Below are 15,168 nucleotides of genomic sequence, written 5' to 3' on the forward strand. Positions count from 1 at the left end.
GGAGCTGGGTCGGCGGGGGACGGGGTTGCTGGCGGTTCGGCCGCGAGGACGGGCGAGCGCGCGGACCCGGTCGCGGCGGCCACGGAATCGGCGGGCTGAGTGCCTGGGCGAGACCTGCGCAGGGAGAGCTTCACGACCCCGCCACCCCCAACTGCTCCAGGGTGCTGAGTTTCCAGCCGGAGGACGTGCGGGTCATCGTCGCTGCCAAGCGGGTGCGGCGGATCGGCTGTGTGGCCCCCTCTCCGGTGACGGTGATTTCCACCGACGCGAGGAGTTTCGCGGTACCGGCTTCGGCGTCCAGGTCGGAGAGTCCGGCGTCCAGGACACGGCCGGTGGTGGCGGAGCCGTCCGGTGGGACGGCGCTGGGCAGGGACGTCTGGAGAGCGCCCGTCGTCGCGGATTGCCAGTGGGCTAGGGCTTGGTCTCGGTGCTGGGGGTCGAAGGTGGTGACGGTGGCGATCAGGGCGCGGCCTGCGGTGACGGCCTCGTCTCTGGTCGCGCCCGCGGTGGAGAGAGCGGCGGCGTGCCACGACCAAGCTGACCAGGCGGCGAAAGCGGCTGCCGCGGTCAGGGCGATTCCGGCTGCCCATGTCAGGGTGCGGCGAGAAACGGTCGTGGTCGGGGAGGCGGAGGCAGGCGGAGAGTCAGTGAGCGGAGTAGTGGAGGCGACCCCCGAGGCATCAGACGCAGCGTCCGGGAGCGACGCGTCGCCGCTGGAAGGAGAAAGTCTCAGTTTCCCCGGCGTAGCCACAGCATCTCCTCCAGATCAGTCGAAGTCGGAAGCCCACCGGCCACCGCCGGAAGGCCGCCGGGGCGGGCGGGCTCCGGGACCCCGGGGTGCGGAGCGTGTTGGGAGCCGCGTACCGAGGACGGGTCTCCGGCGGGCAGGGTGCAGGCCGCGGAGGTGTTGAAGGGGAGCACCGGCAGTTCCGCGCTGCTCCGGATTTTCGTGCTCTCGTAACCTCTCCGGCACGGCGGCGGGTCGAAGAACGTCAGGGCCAGCGACAGCCGTCCGGTGTCGGGGGTGATGGAGGACGACGTCGCGGCCACCGTTTTCGGCAGGGTGACCAGCAGTTGCTCCAGGCCGTCGGTGCGGGCGCTGAAGACGTCCGCCGTCGTCAGGAGGTTGGCCATCAGGATGGGCAGGCCGGGGCTGTTGTCGCGCAGCAAGCCGGTCACTTGGGAAGCAGCCGGTGGGGCGGTGGCGATCAGCTGGCGCAGGTCCCCGTCCGAGGAAGCCAGTTGCGAGGCGAACAGGCGGGCGTCGCGGCTGAAATCGCGCCACGCCGTCGAGGACGCGGCTTGCGTTTTCAGCACCGTCGAGCCGTCGTCGAGGAGTTTTGTGGTCTGAGGCAGATGGGCGGACGCGGAGTCGGTGAAGGACCTCGCGGTGTCCATCAGCAACTGCAGGTCGGGGCCGCTGCCTTGCAGGGCGTTGTCCAGTTCGTTCACCACGGTGCGCAGGTCCTCGGTCGGCACCGAGGCGGTCAGGGCGTCGACATCGGACAGGAAGGTCTGCACCGGCAACGGCAGGGCAGTAGAGCTGCGCGGGAGGACGCTTCCGTCCTCCAGATACGGACCCTGGTCGCCGGACGGTTGCAGGTCGACATATTGCTCGCCGACGGCGGAGCGGTTCGCGACGATCGCGCGGGCGTTCGCAGGGATCTGCGGCGCGGAGGTGTCCAGCAGCAGATCCGCTTCCATGCCGTGTTCGGTGAGGCGTAGCTGGCCGATCCGCCCGACCGCCACGCCTCGATAGGTGACCTCGCCGTTGGTGAAGATCCCACCGCCTTCGGAGAGTTCCAGGTGCACGGTGTAGCTCCCGGCCCCGAAAAGGCGCGCGATTCCGGCGTATTTGGCGCCGACGAAGGAAGTCGCGGCCAGCGCGACTACCACGAACGCGATGACCTGGATCCGGATCCGCCTGGTGAGCATCAGCGGCCCCCGGACGACGGAGGCGAGAGCGTCGGCAGACCGGGCGGGACGCCTTGACCCGGTGGAGGCAGCGGGACCCCGGCACCGGGAGCGACCGTGGCGTAGACGTTCAGGTAGTCGCCCTTGATCGCGTCCAGCACCGGGTCGGTGAAGGGGAACGAGGGCAGGATTTCCAGCGCCTTGGGCAGGTTCTGCCCCGCATCGGCGAGGCGGTGCAGGATGGGCGCGAGCGCGCGCAGGTCGGCGGCCAGATCGTCGCGGCTCTTGTTCGTGACGTCGGTGGCCACTGTGGACAGTTGGTCCAGGGATTGCAGCATCGTCACCAGCTGTGGTCGCTGGTCGGTGAGGGTCTTCAACCCTGGCGTCAGGTCGGTGAGGGCGTCGGCGATCTGCCGGTTTCGGTCGGCCAGCGACGCCGACAGGTGGTTGAGCCCGTCCAGCGCGGCGGTGATGTCACGGCGGTGGGCGTCCAGGTTCGTCATCAGCTGGTTGACGCCGGACAGGAAGCCGCGGATCTCCTCCTCGTTGCCGTCCATGGCCTTGGCCAGTTCGCGGTTGATCGTCTGCAGCTGGCCGATGCCGCCGCCGTTGAGCAGCAGCGACAGCGCGCCGAAGATCTCCTCGAACTCCGGGTTCCGGTTGGTTCGCGACACCGGGATGACGGCTTTGTCGCCCAGCTGTCCGGAGGGGGACGCGACCGGCGCGGCGAGTTCCACGAACTTCTCGCCCAGCAGCGACGATTGCCGCAAGCGGGCGACGGCGTTCGCGGGCAGGTGGACGTCGCCGTTCACCGCCAAGACGGTCTCGGCGGTCCAGCCGTCGGCGCCCAGCCGGATCGATTGGACGCGGCCGACCGGGACGTCGTCGACCTTCACCGCGGCTTGCGGGACCAGGTCCAGGACGTCGGCGAACTGGACGGTGACCTCGTACGGGTGCGCACCGAGGTCCGCGCCGCCGGGAAGCGGCAGGTCGTAGACGCCGCGGAAGCCGCCGGGCGCCGCGCAGCCGGCCAGTGTGCTGACTGCCAAGGCCAGGAAAAGCCGTCGCGCCTTCATCGGCCGCCTCCCGTCACGGTCGCGTCCGTCGCCGGGAAGGGCAGGTAATCCAGCAGGTCGGCCCGGCCTTGCAGCCGTCCGGTTTCCGGATCGATCGCGTTCAGCACGTTCTGCGCGGCCAGCGGCGCGACGTCCAGCGTTTCGGCCAGCGACGCGCGCTGGTCGACCAGCGTCTGCGTCGTCTTGGCCAGTTTGTCTACATTGGACTTGATCGCCGCCCGGTTGTCCCGGATGAAGCCCTGGACCGAAGCCAGCGCGCTGCCGAGCGAGCGCAAAGCGTCGGACAGTTCGCCGCGGTTGGCCGCGAGGGTGGCCGACACCTTGGCCAGCTGCTGGTTCACGTCCGCGACCTGGCGGTCGTTCGTGGCGAGCATGGTGGTGAACTTCTGCAGCTCGTCGACCGTCCCGAACAGGTCTGACGAGTTGCCCGCGAGCGTGCGGGCGAGGCGGGCGAAGTCGCGGACGGAAGTGTTGAACGCCTTGCCGTTGCCGTCGAGGTTCGCCGCGCCGGTGCGGAGGAGATCGGACAGCGCGCCGTTCGCGTTCGCGCCGTTCGGGCCGAGCGCTTTGCTCAGCGTGTCCAGGCTCGAATACAGCTGGTCCAGCTCCACCGGCGTGCCCGTCCGGTCGGTGCCGATCACCGCGCCGTCGGCCAAACGCGGGCCGCCTCGGGCGAGTTTGCCCAGCTGGACATAGCGGTCGGCGACCACGCTCGGCGCGATGACCAGCGCGGTGGTGTCGGCGGCGACCGGGGTGTGCGGATCTACCGATAAGTCGACCCGGACCTGGCTGCCCTGCGGAAGCACCGCGGTGACTTCGCCGACCTTCACCCCGAGCACCCGGACGTCGGAGCCGCTGTAGACGCCGACGGCCCGCGAAAAGTACGCCGTGACGCGGTATCGGCCGGATCCGGAGAACACCCACCACATCACGCCGCAGAGCACCAAGGCCAGCACCAGCAGGAAGACGACGAAACGGTACGCGCGCGCGGTCATTTCGCGTCTCCCTTCGGCGGGGTGCACGGATCGCGGTTCTCCGGGAGGAGCCCGCACAGGTAGCTGTCGATCCAGCGGCCGTTGCCCGCGGTGTTGGTCAGCACGCGGAAGTACGGTCCGGCGAGTTTGAGGCTCTGCGCGAGATTCGCGTCCTGGCGCTGCAACAGGTCGGTCACCTGGTTGAGCTGCCGCAACGCTGGAGCGAGCTGCGCGGTGTTGTCCGCGACGAGCCCGGACAGCTGCTTCGCGAGCTGCTGGGTTCCGACGAGCAGCTGGTGGATCGCGTCGCGGCGGTGGTCCAGTTCGGTGAGCAGCAGGTCGCCGTCCTTGACGAGCTTCTCGAAGTCGTCGTTGGAGTTGGCGATGGTGGTGGTCAGTTTGCGCGCGTTGGCCAGCAGTTCGGCGATCTCGTTGTCGCGCGACGAGACCGTTTTCGACAGCGCGCTGAGCCCGTCGAGCGCGGTGCGGACGTGCTGCGGCGAGTTGCGGAAGGTGTCGCTGATCGTGGAGAAGCTGGTCGCGAGCTGCTTCGTGTCGATCGCGCCCGCGGTGTCGGCGAGCCCGTTGAACGCGTCGGTCACGTCGTACGGGGTCACCGTGCGGGCGCGCGGGATCGGCTGGTCGGGGTTCTGCTCGGCCCGGCCGGCCGGGTCGAGGGCGAGGAACTTCCGGCCCAGCAGCGTTTTGATCTTGATCTGCGCCGACGTCCGGTCGCCGATCCACGCGTGCTTGACCCGGAAGCTGACCAGCACGTGGTCGTCCGCCAGGTCCACTTCGGACACTTCGCCGACCTTGATCCCGGCGATCCGCACCTCGTCGTCCGCCTGCAGCCCGGCGGCCTCGGTGAATTCGGCCTGGTAGGTGGTGCCGCCGAGGAACGGCAGGCGATGGTAGTTCAGCGTGCCGGTGAGCACCGCGGCCAGCGCGACGCTGCCGACGACCCCCAGCACGAGCGGATTGCGCTCCCGGAACGACTTCATGCGCCACACCTCGCCGCGGTCGCCGCCACGCCGCGCGGCGGCGACGTTTCGAGGACGGCTTTGCACAGATAGAAGTTCATCCACGAGCCGTACGACCCGAGCGTGCCGATGCCGTTCATCTTCTTCGGCAGCGTGGTCAGTGCCTTGTCCACGTCAGCCTCCCCCTTGTTCAGGTTCCGGGTCAGCGCGTCGAGACCGGAGATGCTGTCCTTGAGCCCGGGCCGGATCTCGGTGAGCAACCCGCTGGTGGACTGAGTCAGCTCCGCCAGACCGGACACCGCGTCGCCGATCGCCGTGCGGTCCTCGGCGAGCCCGGACACGAGCTGGCGCAGGGTCGACACCAGCGTCGCGAGCGAATCTCCCTTGCCGTTCACGGTTTTCAGCACCGAGTTCAGGTTTCCGATGACCTCGCCGATGACCTGGTCGCGGCTGGCGAGCGTGCTGGTGAGCGACCCGGTGTGCTGCAGCAGTTCGGTCACCGTGCCGCCTTCTCCTTGCAGCACCTGGACAATCTCGCCGGACAGGTCGTTGACGTCCTTGGGCGAGAGTGCCTGGAAGAGCGGTTTGAAGCCGTTGAACAGGTCGGTCAGGTCGAGTGCCGGGGTCGTGCGGTCCAGCGGGATTTCGCCGCCCGGCGGCAATACCCCGGCGGCGCTGCGCGGGCGTTCGAGGGCGAGGTAGCGCTGGCCGACCATGTTGCGGTACTTGATCACCGCGGTCACGTTGGCGGGCACCGTACGGCCGTTCTCCAGCGAGAAGCTGACGTGCGCGCGGTTCTGGTCGACCACGTCGAGGCCTTCGATCTGCCCGACTTTGACCCCGGAAATCCGCACGTCATCGCCGACGTTCAACGCGGTGGCGTCGACGAAAGTGGCCCCGTAGCGCTGGCTTCCGCCGACCGAGCCGCCGGTGATCGACAACGCGAGAACGACCGTCGCGAGGACGGTGACCAGGATGAAGATCAGGCTTTTGACCAGGGGAGCGGCCAGGTTTCTCACTTCGCCGTCACCTCCGTTCCGCGGTACAGCGGGCCGACCAGCACGCTGCTCCACATCGGCACGTCAGCGGTCGAAACACCCAGCTGGGGCGCGAGCAGCGGGCCCAGGAACTGCTGCTCCTGCGGGGAATTCGCGATCCCGAGATCGCCGGTCGACGGCACGGGCGCCGGAGTTCCGGCGGTCGGCATCACGCCGCTCGGGTAACAGCGCGGGCCGGTCTTCTCGGGGTACGCCGGATCGTCCTTGCCCGGCACGTACTTCCCGCGCGACTTGGACACGGTGATCTCGACGTGCAGCCCAGGTTCGTTCGTTCCCGCACCGAGGACCTTGTCCATCGACGGTTTTAAGTCGGTGAGTGCCTGTAGAGTGCAGGGGAAACTGGGGGAGTATTTAGCGCCGATTTCGAGCGGACGGCGGCTGTCCGCGGACAACGCGATGAGGTTGTTCCGATTCTGCCGCAGGAACGTCGTGAGGTCCTGTGACGACGTGGTGACCTGCTGATACAGCGAGCCGAGGTCAGTGCGCTTCGCGGTGATCGTGCCGAGGGTGACCGACGAGGCGGTGAGCGCGTCGAGCAGATCGGGTGCGATGTCGCCGTACAGCTGGGTGACGGTGGCGAGGTCGCGCACGTTCTCGTCCAGCTGCGGCAGGTTCGGGTTGAACCGCCGCAGGTAGTCCGACGCGGTCGCCAACGTCTGGCCCAGCTGTGCGCCGCGGCCTTGCAGCGCCGTGGAAACCGCGGTCAGCGTGGTGGCCAGTTTCTGCGGCTGCACGGCTTTCAACACCGGGAGCAGGTTGTCGAAGACGCGCTCCAGCTCGATCGCGTTCGCCGACCGGTCCTGCGCGATCACGTCTCCGGCCCGCAGCGGCCGCTTCCGGTCGGTGTCCGGAATGGACAGTTGCACGTACCGCTCGCCGAACAGCGTCTTGGGCACGAGCAACGCGGACACGTTGACCGGCAGCCATTTCACCTGCTCCGGGTCCAGCGCCAGCGAGATCTCCGCACCGCCGCGGATCGCGTGCACGCCCCGGATCTCGCCGACCACGACGCCGCGCGCCTTCACCTGCCCGCCCGCGCGCAACTGGTTGCCGACGCGATCGGCCCGCAGCGTCACCGGGATCGTGGTGGTGAAGTCCTTGTGGTAGATCTTCACCGTGAGCAGCACGAACGCCGACAGCGCCGCCAGGAACAGCACCCCGGCGGTGCGGACTCCGGTCTTGCGCCAGCGCCGGTTCATCCGGCCACCTGCACCGTCGTTGTAGCGCCCCAAATCGCGAGGCTGAGGAAGAAGTCCAGCACGCTGATCGCGACGATCGCGGTCCGCACCGCGCGGCCCACCGCGACGCCGACGCCCGCCGGACCGCCGCTCGCGCGGAAGCCGTAATAGCAATGCGCGAGCACTACGACGACGCTGAAGATCAGCACTTTCCCGAACGACCAGAGCACGTCGCCCGGCGGCAGGAACAACAGGAAGTAATGGTCGTACGTGCCCGCTGATTGCCCGAAGCCCCACACCGTGACCTGCCGCGACGCGAGATACGAAGACAACAACCCGACCGCGTACAGCGGAATCACCGCGATGAACCCGGCGATCACCCGCGTGGTCACCAGATACGGCACGCTCGGGATGCCCATCACCTCGAGCGCGTCGATCTCCTCCGAGATCCGCATCGCGCCCAGTTGTGCGGTAAACCCGCAGCCGACCGTCGCGGACAACGCCAGGCCGGCTACCAACGGCGCGATCTCACGCGTGTTGAAGTACGCCGAAATGAACCCGGCGAACGCCGACGTGCCCACCTGGTTCAGCGCCGAATACCCTTGCAGCCCAACCACAGTCCCGGTCGCGACGGTCATCCCGACCATCACGCCGATGGTCCCGCCGATCACCGCCAGCGCACCACTGCCGAAGCTCACCTCGGCCAGCAGCCGGACGATCTCGCGCAGGTACCGGCGCACCGCGCGCGGCACCCAGCCGAGCGCGCGCAGGAAGAACAGGATCTGGTCGCCGAGAGTGTCGAGGAAGCCCAGCCTGCGGTCGATGGCTTCGAGCACGCGCGTCGGAGTCGGGGTGGCCATCAGCTTCCCTTCGGCGGCACGAGCTGGAGGTAGACCGTGGTGAGGATCAGGTTCAGCACGAACAGCAGCAGGAACGTGATCACGACGGACTGGTTCACCGCGTCGCCGACGCCCTTCGGCCCGCCGCGCGGGTTCAGCCCGCGATACGACGCGACGACCGCGGCGACGAACCCGAACAGCAGCGCCTTGATCTCGCTGATCCACAGATCCGGCAGCTGGGCCAGCGCGGAGAAGCTCGCCAGGTATGCGCCCGGCGTGCCGCCCTGCATGATCACGTTGAAAAAGTAACCGCCGAGCACGCCGACCACGCTGACCATGCCGTTGAGGAACACCGCCACGCCCATCGCGGCCAGCACCCGCGGCACGATCAGCCGCTGGATCGGCGAAACCCCGAGCACCTCCATCGCGTCGATCTCCTCGCGGATGGTGCGGGAGCCGAGATCGGCGCACATCGCGCTGCCGCCCGCGCCCGCGATCAGCAGCGCGGTCACGATCGGGCTGGCCTGCTGGATGATCGCCAGCACGCTCGCCGCGCCGGTGAACGACTGCGCGCCGATCTGCGTGGTCAGCGACCCGATGTGCAGCGCGATCACCGCGCCGAACGGGATCGACACCAGCGCGGTCGGCAGGATCGACACGCTCGCGATGAACCAGAACTGCTGCACGAGTTCGCGGAACTGGAACGGACGGCGGAACGTCAGCCGGACGACGTCGAGCCCCAGCGCGTAAAGCCGTCCGGTCTGGTGCAGTGCCGCGGCGCCGGGAAACGCCATCGCCCGACCTCCCCGCAATTTCCGGGCACGGCGGAATGCCCGCCGAACGTCCGTTCCGGGGCTGGTCCGAATGGCGGACCGGACCGGAACCGCGACGTGCGCGGGATTACCGTGCGGTTGCGTTACTGGTCAGTACGCTAACGACGGCCTTGGCCGCAGACAAGAACTTGCCCCGCCCCGCGGGGTCCCGGCGCAGCAACCGCCGGATTCTTGTGCGGTTTTGACAACTGCCGGGAATGCGGTTGTCAGCGCAGGAAAATAAATACCAGCGCGGCGGTTTCCGGATATTTCAGCGGGCGAGCCAGCGGTGCAGCGAAGCCGTCAACGCCTCGGGTGCGTCGAGCTGGATCAGGTGTCCGACCGAACGGACCAATTCCAGTCCGGCGCCCGGGATCGTCCCGGCGAGCCGATGCGCGCGGTCGACCGGGATCCAGGTGTCCTCGGTGCCCCACACCACCAGCGTGGGCACGCTGATCTCGCGGTAACGCGGCTCGATTTCGTCGGTGTACCGCTGATCGGCCTGCGCGATCTGCCGGTAGAAGGCGGCCTGCCCAGTCGAACCGAGCCACGGCGCGACGAGCATGTCGTGCGCCTCGGCGGACAGCGGACGATGCGCGGCACCGGCGATGTACTCCCGCACCAGCGCTTCGTGCAAATTCGGCGGAAGCTGCGCGAACACGGCCGCGTTCTCCGCCACCAGACGGAAGAACTCCGAACCCCACGGCGCCAACGCGACGACGTCCACCAGCGCCAGCGATCGATAAGCCGCGCCGTGCAACAGAAACGCGCGCAGGCTGACCGCGCCGCCGTAGTCGTGCGCCACCACGTCCGGCTCTTCGAGCCCCCAATGGTCCAGCAGCGCGGCGAACGTCTCGCCCTGCGCGGCCAGCGAGACGTCCTGACCCTCGACCATCGTGGAACTGCCGTAGCCCGGCATGTCCCACAGGTACACGGTGAAGTCCTGCGCGAACGTCGAGGCGATCGGCTCCCACAGCTTCGACGACCACGGCGTGCCGTGGCAGAACACGAGCGGCGGCCCCGAACCCTGCCGGGACCACCGCACTTGCTGTCCGTGCCAGTCGAAGACCTCCATCAGCGCTTCAGGTCCGCCACGATCTCGTACGAGCGCACCCGGTCCTCGTGCCCGTGCACCATCGTGGTGATCATCAGCTCGTTCGCGTCGGTGTCGGCCAGCAGCTGGTCCAGTCCCTTCCGGACGGTCTCCGGCCCGCCGACGATGCTCGACCCGAACCTCTCGGCGAGGAACGCGCGGTCCATTTCGGTGTACGGATACTCGGCGGCGTCCTCGGGCGTCGGCAGCGCGATCGGGCGGCCGCGGCGCAGGCTGAGGAAGGTCAGCCCGCTCGGCCCGGCCAGGTACTCCGCGCGCTCGTCGGTCTCGGCGGCGATCACCTGCACGCCCAGCATCACGTACGGCTCGGACAGCACCTCGGAGGGCTGGAAGTTCTCGCGGTACAGCCGCACCGCCGGCAGGGTGTTCTCGGCCGCGAAGTGGTGGGCGAAGGAGAACGGCAGCCCCAGCCGGCCGGCCAGCTGCGCGCTGAAGCCGGAAGACCCGAGCAGCCACACCGGCGGCTTGTTGCCCTCGGCGGTGACCGCGTTGACGCCGCGCGCCGGGTCCGGCTCGAAGTAGCTGATCAGCTCCATCAGGTGCTCGGGGAAGTTCTCCGCGGACAGCCCGCCCGGCCCGCGCAGCGCGAGCGCGGTGCGCTGGTCGGTGCCCGGCGCGCGGCCGATGCCCAGGTCGATCCGGCCCGGGTGGAACGCCTCCAGCGTGCCGAACTGCTCGGCCACCACGAGCGGCGCGTGGTTCGGCAGCATGATGCCGCCGGAGCCGACGCGGATGGACTCGGTGGCGTCCGCGACGTGCCCGATCAGCACCGCCGTGGCCGAGCTGGCGATGCCCGGCATGTTGTGGTGCTCGGCGAGCCAGTACCGGTGATAGCCCAGCCGCTCGGCGTTGCGGGCGAGATCGAGCGTATTGCGCAGCGCTTCGCCGACCCCCTTCCCTTCGGAAACGGGGGACAGGTCGAGCACGGACAGCGGCACGTCAGGCAGGGAAGTCACGTACAGCAGTAACGCGCGCGGCCGCGATTCCCTTCCCGGCTTACGCGTGCGGCAGCCAATCCGGGTTCGAGGCGAGCACGATCAGCTGCTGGGTCGCCCGGGTGAGCGCGACGTACAGCACGCGCCGCCCGGTCGAGGACTCGGTGACGAGGTCCATCGGCTCGACCAGCACGACCGCGTCGTATTCGAGGCCCTTCGAATCGAGGGACCCGACGACCTTCAGCCGCTCGTCGGTCTGCCCGGCGAGCCAGCCCTCGACCTCTCCGACGCGGTGCATGGCGGTGATCACGCCGACCGTGCCCTCGACCGCGCCGAGCAGTTCCTTCGCCGCGGTCTGCGTCGCCGTCGCCAGCGCCGCCTGCTCGACCGGCCGGACCTCCGGCTCGATTCCGGTGGTGCGCACGGCCTTGGGCAGTTCGTCGGCCCGGGCGTGGCCGGCCACGACCTTCGCCGCGAGGTCGAAGATCTCCGCCGAGTTCCGGTAGTTCGTGCGCAGCGTGAAGCGCCGCCGCGCGGTCTTCACGCCGAACGCCTGGTCGCGCGCCTGCGCTGCCTCGTCCGGATCCGGCCACGAACTCTGCACCGGGTCGCCCACGACGGTCCAGCTCGCGTACTTGCCGCGCCGGCCGATCATCCGCCACTGCATCGGCGAAAGGTCCTGCGATTCGTCGACGACCACGTGCGAGTACTCGTCGTAGTGCTCCGGACGGTGCGGCGCGCCTCCGGAACCGCCGCGCTCCGGGGCGACCTCGACCACGGTCTGGCGACGGCGGCGCTTCGGCTCCGGGCCGACCAGCACGCGCAGTTCGTCCAGCAACGCGACGTCGGCGACCGACCAGCCGCGCGAACGGTCCGCGAAATCGGCTGCCAGCAGGCTGATCTCGTTCCGGTTCAGAATGCCCTTCGACGCCGCGGCCATCCGCTTCTCGTCGCCGAGCCACTTGAGGACCTGCGCCGGGTACAGCACCGGCCACCACACGACGAGGAAGCGGTGGAAGTCGATGCGCTCGCCGAGATCGTTGATCAGCTCCGCGCGGTCGATCTCCTTGCCGTCCGCCTTCGCGTACTCCTCGGCCTTGTCCGCCAGCGCGGCCAGCAGCAGCTCCGCCACGCGTACGCGCGAACGGTTCGGCGGCGCGCCTTGCGTGTGCGCCTTGCGCCGTACCTTCTCCAGCTCGCGCGCGGTCAGCTTCAGCACTTCGCCGCGGTAGACGATCTTCAGCTCCGTCGGCGCTTCGGGCGGGGTGTCGCGCAACGCGCGCAGAAGCACCTTTCGCATCCGAAGCGAACCCTTGATCGCGGCCAGCGCGGCAGTGTCCTGTCGCGTCGCTTCGAGACCGTCGAGGACTTCGCCGAGCGCGCGCAGCTCTACGTTCGTTTCGCCCATCGACGGCAACACGCGCGAGATGTACGTGGTGAAGACGCCCGAGGGACCGACCACCAACACGCCCGCTCCGCCGAGCTGACGGCGGTGCCGGTACAGCAGGTACGCGGCGCGGTGCAGCGCGACAGCGGTCTTGCCGGTGCCCGGGCCGCCGGTGATCTCGGTGACACCTCGCCACGGCGCGCGGATGACCTCGTCCTGTTCCTTCTGGATCGTGGCCACGATGTCGCGCATCTTCTCGCCGCGCGAACGGCCGAGCGCGGCCATCAACGCGCCCTCGCCGACGATCTGCATGTCCTCGGGCACGGCGTCGGCGATCAGCACGTCGTCGTCCACGTCCAGGACCGTCTGCCCGGAGCAGCGGATCACCCGGCGGCGCACGACGTCCATCGGCTCCTCGGCGGTGGCCTGGTAGAAGGCTGCGGCCGCCGGCGCGCGCCAGTCGGTGACCAGGTTGTCGAACTCGGTGTCGCGGATGCCGAGGCGGCCCACGTAGATGTGCTCGCGGTCGAGGTGGTCCAGCCTGCCGAAGACCAGGCCCTCGTACTCGGCGTCGAGCGTCTGCAGGGTCTGGTTCGCGTGGTAGACCATCATGTCGCGTTCGAACAGCATCGACGCCTGCTCGAAGATCGCTTCGCGCTGTGCGCCCTGGCCCAGCTCGTAGCCCTTGGCCCGCATCGCCTCGGCCTGGGTCCGCAGCTCGGCGAGCCGCGTGTAGACCCGGTCGACGTGTGCCTGCTCGACGGCGATCTCAGCCCGTCTCACCCGGGGTTCCGACACGCAACGCTCCCTTGAACTCCATCAACGCGCCCCTGCAGGGCGAAGGACGACTCTACGCGCCCGCGCGCGCGGGTTCGGCAAGTCCTGCCCAACGCCACATCGCGGCCTTGGGCGAAGATGGCCGGGTGACGAGGATCGTGGCGGGGAAGGCGGGCGGACGGCGGCTGAAGGTGCCGCCCAAGGGCACCCGCCCGACGTCGGAGCGGGTGCGGGAAGCACTGTTCAACGCCCTCGAAGTGGCCGGTGAGCTGGACGGCGCCCGCGTGCTCGACCTCTACGCCGGCTCGGGCGCGCTCGGTCTCGAAGCGCTTTCGCGCGGTGCCGCGGACGCGTGGTTCGTGGAAGCCGACCGTCGCGCGGCAGACGTGCTTCGCGGCAATGTCGCCGATTTGCGGCTGGGCGGCACGGTGCGAGCTGGTCAGGTTGAGACAGTGGTCGCCGCGCCTGCGCCAGTGCAGTTTGACGTCGTGCTCGCAGACCCGCCGTACGCGGTCGATGCTGCTTCGCTGGGCTCTGTGCTTGCTTCGCTGCACAGTGGTGGCTGGCTTGCCGAAGGCGCGCTGACGGTGATCGAACGGGCTGCGCGCGACGGTGCTCCAGACTGGCCGTCGACGTTCAAACCGCTTCGCGACAAGCGTTACGGCGACACGGCGCTGTACTGGGCCGAGTACGACAGCTCATCTGAGGTGTGACGCAGTCGTCACGAGAGCGCGCGCGGCGGCGCGGCTTGATAGCGTCCGCGCCATGCGGCGTGCGGTCTGTCCCGGTTCTTACGATCCGGCCACCAACGGACATCTCGACATCATCGAGCGGGCTTCGAAGCTCTTCGACGAGGTCGTCGTCGCGGTGGGGGTGAACAAGAGCAAGAAGGGCCTCTTCAGCGTCGAGGAACGCATGGAGATCCTGCGCGAGATCACCGCGGAACTGCCGAACGTGCGCGTCGATTCGTGGCAGGGCCTGCTCGTGGACTACTGCCGCGAGAACGACATCGCCGCGGTCGCGAAGGGCCTGCGCTCGGTCAGCGACTTCGACTACGAACTGCAGATGGCCCAGATGAACCGCGAGCTCACCGGCCTCGAAACGCTGCTGATGGCCAACAATCCGGCGTACGGCTTCGTGTCCAGCTCGCTGGTCAAGGAGATCGCGGCGCTCGGCGGCGACATCGAGAACCTGGTGCCGCCGGTGGTCCACGAACGCCTTCTCGCGGTCTACGCCAAACAGGACTGAGCAGCGCGTCCGCCCGCGACGCCAGCCCAGCGGCCGATTTAGCCTGAACGGATTACTGCCTTCGTCGGGACTTCGGCCGCGGCCCGAAGCTGTTCACCTCGCGTCATTCTGCGGACTACCCGACCGGGTTACCGTCCGAAAATGACCAACAATCGCAGCCGCATAGTCGGTGTCCTTTTCGCACTGCTGGTCGGTTTCCTGGGGTTCGGCACGGCCGCGGAGGCCGTCCCGCTTTCCCCGGCGGCGCCGGCGTCCGCGCAGCCGATGCAGAACTCCTGTGGGGATCTGTCCGGTTTCACGCACGTCAAGCTGTCGGCGCTGCCCCCGGAGGCGACTGACACCTACAAGCTGATCCAGACGAACGGGCCGTTCCCGTACCCGAAGAACGACGGGGTCGTCTTCACCAACCGCGAGGGGATCCTGCCCTCCTGCGCGTCGAGCTACTACCACGAGTACACCGTGCCGACGCCCGGTTCGAGCACCCGCGGCACCCGCCGGATCGTGACCGGCCAGGGCGGCGAGTACTTCTACACCGGCGACCACTACGCGACCTTCCAGGTCATCGACATCGACGGCGGCAGCACGCCGACGAAGTGCGGCGACCTGTCGAAGCTGAGCGCGGTCGGCTACTCGACGCTGTCTGACGACGCCAAGCAGGTCGTCGACGGGGTGCGCGCCGGCACCCTCAGCGACGGCATCACCTACCAGAACCGCGAGGGCGTCCTGCCCGCGTGCGACGCCGGCTACTACACGCTCTACGACGTCGGCACGGACGACCGCGTGATCTCCGGCAAGGGCGGCGAGCTCGTCTACACGCCGGACCACTACGCCACCTTCCAGAAGATCGATCTCGACAGCTGACCCCGGCCGGGCGGG

General features: G+C 68.9%; 15 protein-coding genes. 3 read left to right on the forward strand and 12 right to left on the reverse strand.

Going from position 1 to position 15,168, the window contains the following annotated elements:
- Nucleotides 1-130 precede the first annotated feature (130 nt).
- The 12 genes from CU254_RS07245 to CU254_RS07300 form a co-directional block, all read right to left on the reverse strand.
- Entirely contained in the window at nt 131-751 is a 621-nt protein-coding gene (locus CU254_RS07245; RefSeq protein ID WP_009074179.1) for a hypothetical protein, read from the reverse strand.
- Nucleotides 730-1,935, reverse strand: a complete 1,206-nt coding sequence (locus CU254_RS07250; RefSeq protein WP_009074181.1) for an MCE family protein — start codon at nt 1,933-1,935, stop codon at nt 730-732. The genes CU254_RS07245 and CU254_RS07250 overlap by 22 nt, the downstream gene beginning before the upstream one ends.
- On the reverse strand, nt 1,935-2,990 hold the full coding sequence (locus CU254_RS07255; protein ID WP_009074182.1) for an MCE family protein: 1,056 nt from the start codon (nt 2,988-2,990) through the stop codon (nt 1,935-1,937). The genes CU254_RS07250 and CU254_RS07255 overlap by 1 nt, the downstream gene beginning before the upstream one ends.
- On the reverse strand, nt 2,987-3,985 hold the full coding sequence (locus CU254_RS07260; protein WP_037712849.1) for an MCE family protein: 999 nt from the start codon (nt 3,983-3,985) through the stop codon (nt 2,987-2,989). The genes CU254_RS07255 and CU254_RS07260 overlap by 4 nt, the downstream gene beginning before the upstream one ends.
- Complete coding sequence (locus tag CU254_RS07265) at nt 3,982-4,965, reverse strand: MCE family protein (RefSeq protein WP_009074186.1); 984 nt, start codon at nt 4,963-4,965, stop codon at nt 3,982-3,984. The genes CU254_RS07260 and CU254_RS07265 overlap by 4 nt, the downstream gene beginning before the upstream one ends.
- A complete protein-coding gene (locus tag CU254_RS07270) occupies nt 4,962-5,963 on the reverse strand; it encodes an MCE family protein (RefSeq protein ID WP_037712850.1) in 1,002 nt (333 codons plus the stop codon). The genes CU254_RS07265 and CU254_RS07270 overlap by 4 nt, the downstream gene beginning before the upstream one ends.
- Entirely contained in the window at nt 5,960-7,201 is a 1,242-nt protein-coding gene (locus CU254_RS07275) for an MCE family protein (RefSeq protein ID WP_037712853.1), read from the reverse strand. The genes CU254_RS07270 and CU254_RS07275 overlap by 4 nt, the downstream gene beginning before the upstream one ends.
- A complete protein-coding gene (locus CU254_RS07280; protein ID WP_037712855.1) occupies nt 7,198-8,040 on the reverse strand; it encodes an ABC transporter permease in 843 nt (280 codons plus the stop codon). The genes CU254_RS07275 and CU254_RS07280 overlap by 4 nt, the downstream gene beginning before the upstream one ends.
- Complete coding sequence (locus CU254_RS07285) at nt 8,040-8,813, reverse strand: ABC transporter permease (RefSeq protein WP_009074192.1); 774 nt, start codon at nt 8,811-8,813, stop codon at nt 8,040-8,042. The genes CU254_RS07280 and CU254_RS07285 overlap by 1 nt, the downstream gene beginning before the upstream one ends.
- 289 nt (nt 8,814-9,102) lie before the next feature.
- Nucleotides 9,103-9,906 carry an alpha/beta fold hydrolase gene (locus tag CU254_RS07290; RefSeq protein WP_037712856.1) on the reverse strand — a complete coding sequence of 268 codons (804 nt, stop codon included), beginning with the start codon at nt 9,904-9,906 and terminating at the stop codon, nt 9,103-9,105.
- Complete coding sequence (locus tag CU254_RS07295; protein WP_199841116.1) at nt 9,906-10,901, reverse strand: LLM class flavin-dependent oxidoreductase; 996 nt, start codon at nt 10,899-10,901, stop codon at nt 9,906-9,908. Before CU254_RS07295 ends, CU254_RS07290 begins: the two co-directional genes overlap by 1 nt.
- A 40-nt stretch (nt 10,902-10,941) precedes the next feature.
- A complete protein-coding gene (locus CU254_RS07300; protein WP_037712858.1) occupies nt 10,942-13,065 on the reverse strand; it encodes an AAA family ATPase in 2,124 nt (707 codons plus the stop codon).
- A 125-nt stretch (nt 13,066-13,190) separates the two neighbouring features.
- On the opposite strand from CU254_RS07300, the gene rsmD reads away from it, so the two are divergent.
- The 3 genes from rsmD (at nt 13,191) to CU254_RS07315 (ending at nt 15,153) form a co-directional block, all read left to right on the forward strand.
- Nucleotides 13,191-13,757: a 16S rRNA (guanine(966)-N(2))-methyltransferase RsmD gene (rsmD, locus tag CU254_RS07305; RefSeq protein ID WP_009074198.1), complete on the forward strand. Its 567-nt coding sequence runs from the start codon at nt 13,191-13,193 to the stop codon at nt 13,755-13,757.
- A gap of 52 nt (nt 13,758-13,809) precedes the next feature.
- A complete protein-coding gene (coaD, locus tag CU254_RS07310; RefSeq protein WP_009074200.1) occupies nt 13,810-14,292 on the forward strand; it encodes a pantetheine-phosphate adenylyltransferase in 483 nt (160 codons plus the stop codon).
- A gap of 141 nt (nt 14,293-14,433) precedes the next feature.
- Nucleotides 14,434-15,153, forward strand: coding sequence for a ribonuclease domain-containing protein (locus tag CU254_RS07315; protein ID WP_009074203.1), 720 nt, complete (start codon nt 14,434-14,436; stop codon nt 15,151-15,153).
- Nucleotides 15,154-15,168 lie beyond the last annotated feature (15 nt).

Origin of the sequence: Amycolatopsis sp. AA4, assembly GCF_002796545.1 — a bacterium.
In the GTDB taxonomy this organism is placed as follows: Bacteria; Actinomycetota; Actinomycetes; order Mycobacteriales; family Pseudonocardiaceae; genus Amycolatopsis.

Coding starts and splice junctions, on each gene's coding strand:
- CU254_RS07250 (WP_009074181.1), bottom strand. CDS start 1,935: ATGCTCACCAGGCGGATCCGGATCCAGGTCATCGCGTTCGTGGTAGTC.
- CU254_RS07255 (WP_009074182.1), bottom strand. CDS start 2,990: ATGAAGGCGCGACGGCTTTTCCTGGCCTTGGCAGTCAGCACACTGGCC.
- CU254_RS07260 (WP_037712849.1), bottom strand. CDS start 3,985: ATGACCGCGCGCGCGTACCGTTTCGTCGTCTTCCTGCTGGTGCTGGCC.
- CU254_RS07265 (WP_009074186.1), bottom strand. CDS start 4,965: ATGAAGTCGTTCCGGGAGCGCAATCCGCTCGTGCTGGGGGTCGTCGGC.
- CU254_RS07275 (WP_037712853.1), bottom strand. CDS start 7,201: ATGAACCGGCGCTGGCGCAAGACCGGAGTCCGCACCGCCGGGGTGCTG.
- CU254_RS07280 (WP_037712855.1), bottom strand. CDS start 8,040: ATGGCCACCCCGACTCCGACGCGCGTGCTCGAAGCCATCGACCGCAGG.
- CU254_RS07285 (WP_009074192.1), bottom strand. CDS start 8,813: ATGGCGTTTCCCGGCGCCGCGGCACTGCACCAGACCGGACGGCTTTAC.
- CU254_RS07290 (WP_037712856.1), bottom strand. CDS start 9,906: ATGGAGGTCTTCGACTGGCACGGACAGCAAGTGCGGTGGTCCCGGCAG.
- coaD (WP_009074200.1), top strand. CDS start 13,810: ATGCGGCGTGCGGTCTGTCCCGGTTCTTACGATCCGGCCACCAACGGA.
- CU254_RS07315 (WP_009074203.1), top strand. CDS start 14,434: ATGACCAACAATCGCAGCCGCATAGTCGGTGTCCTTTTCGCACTGCTG.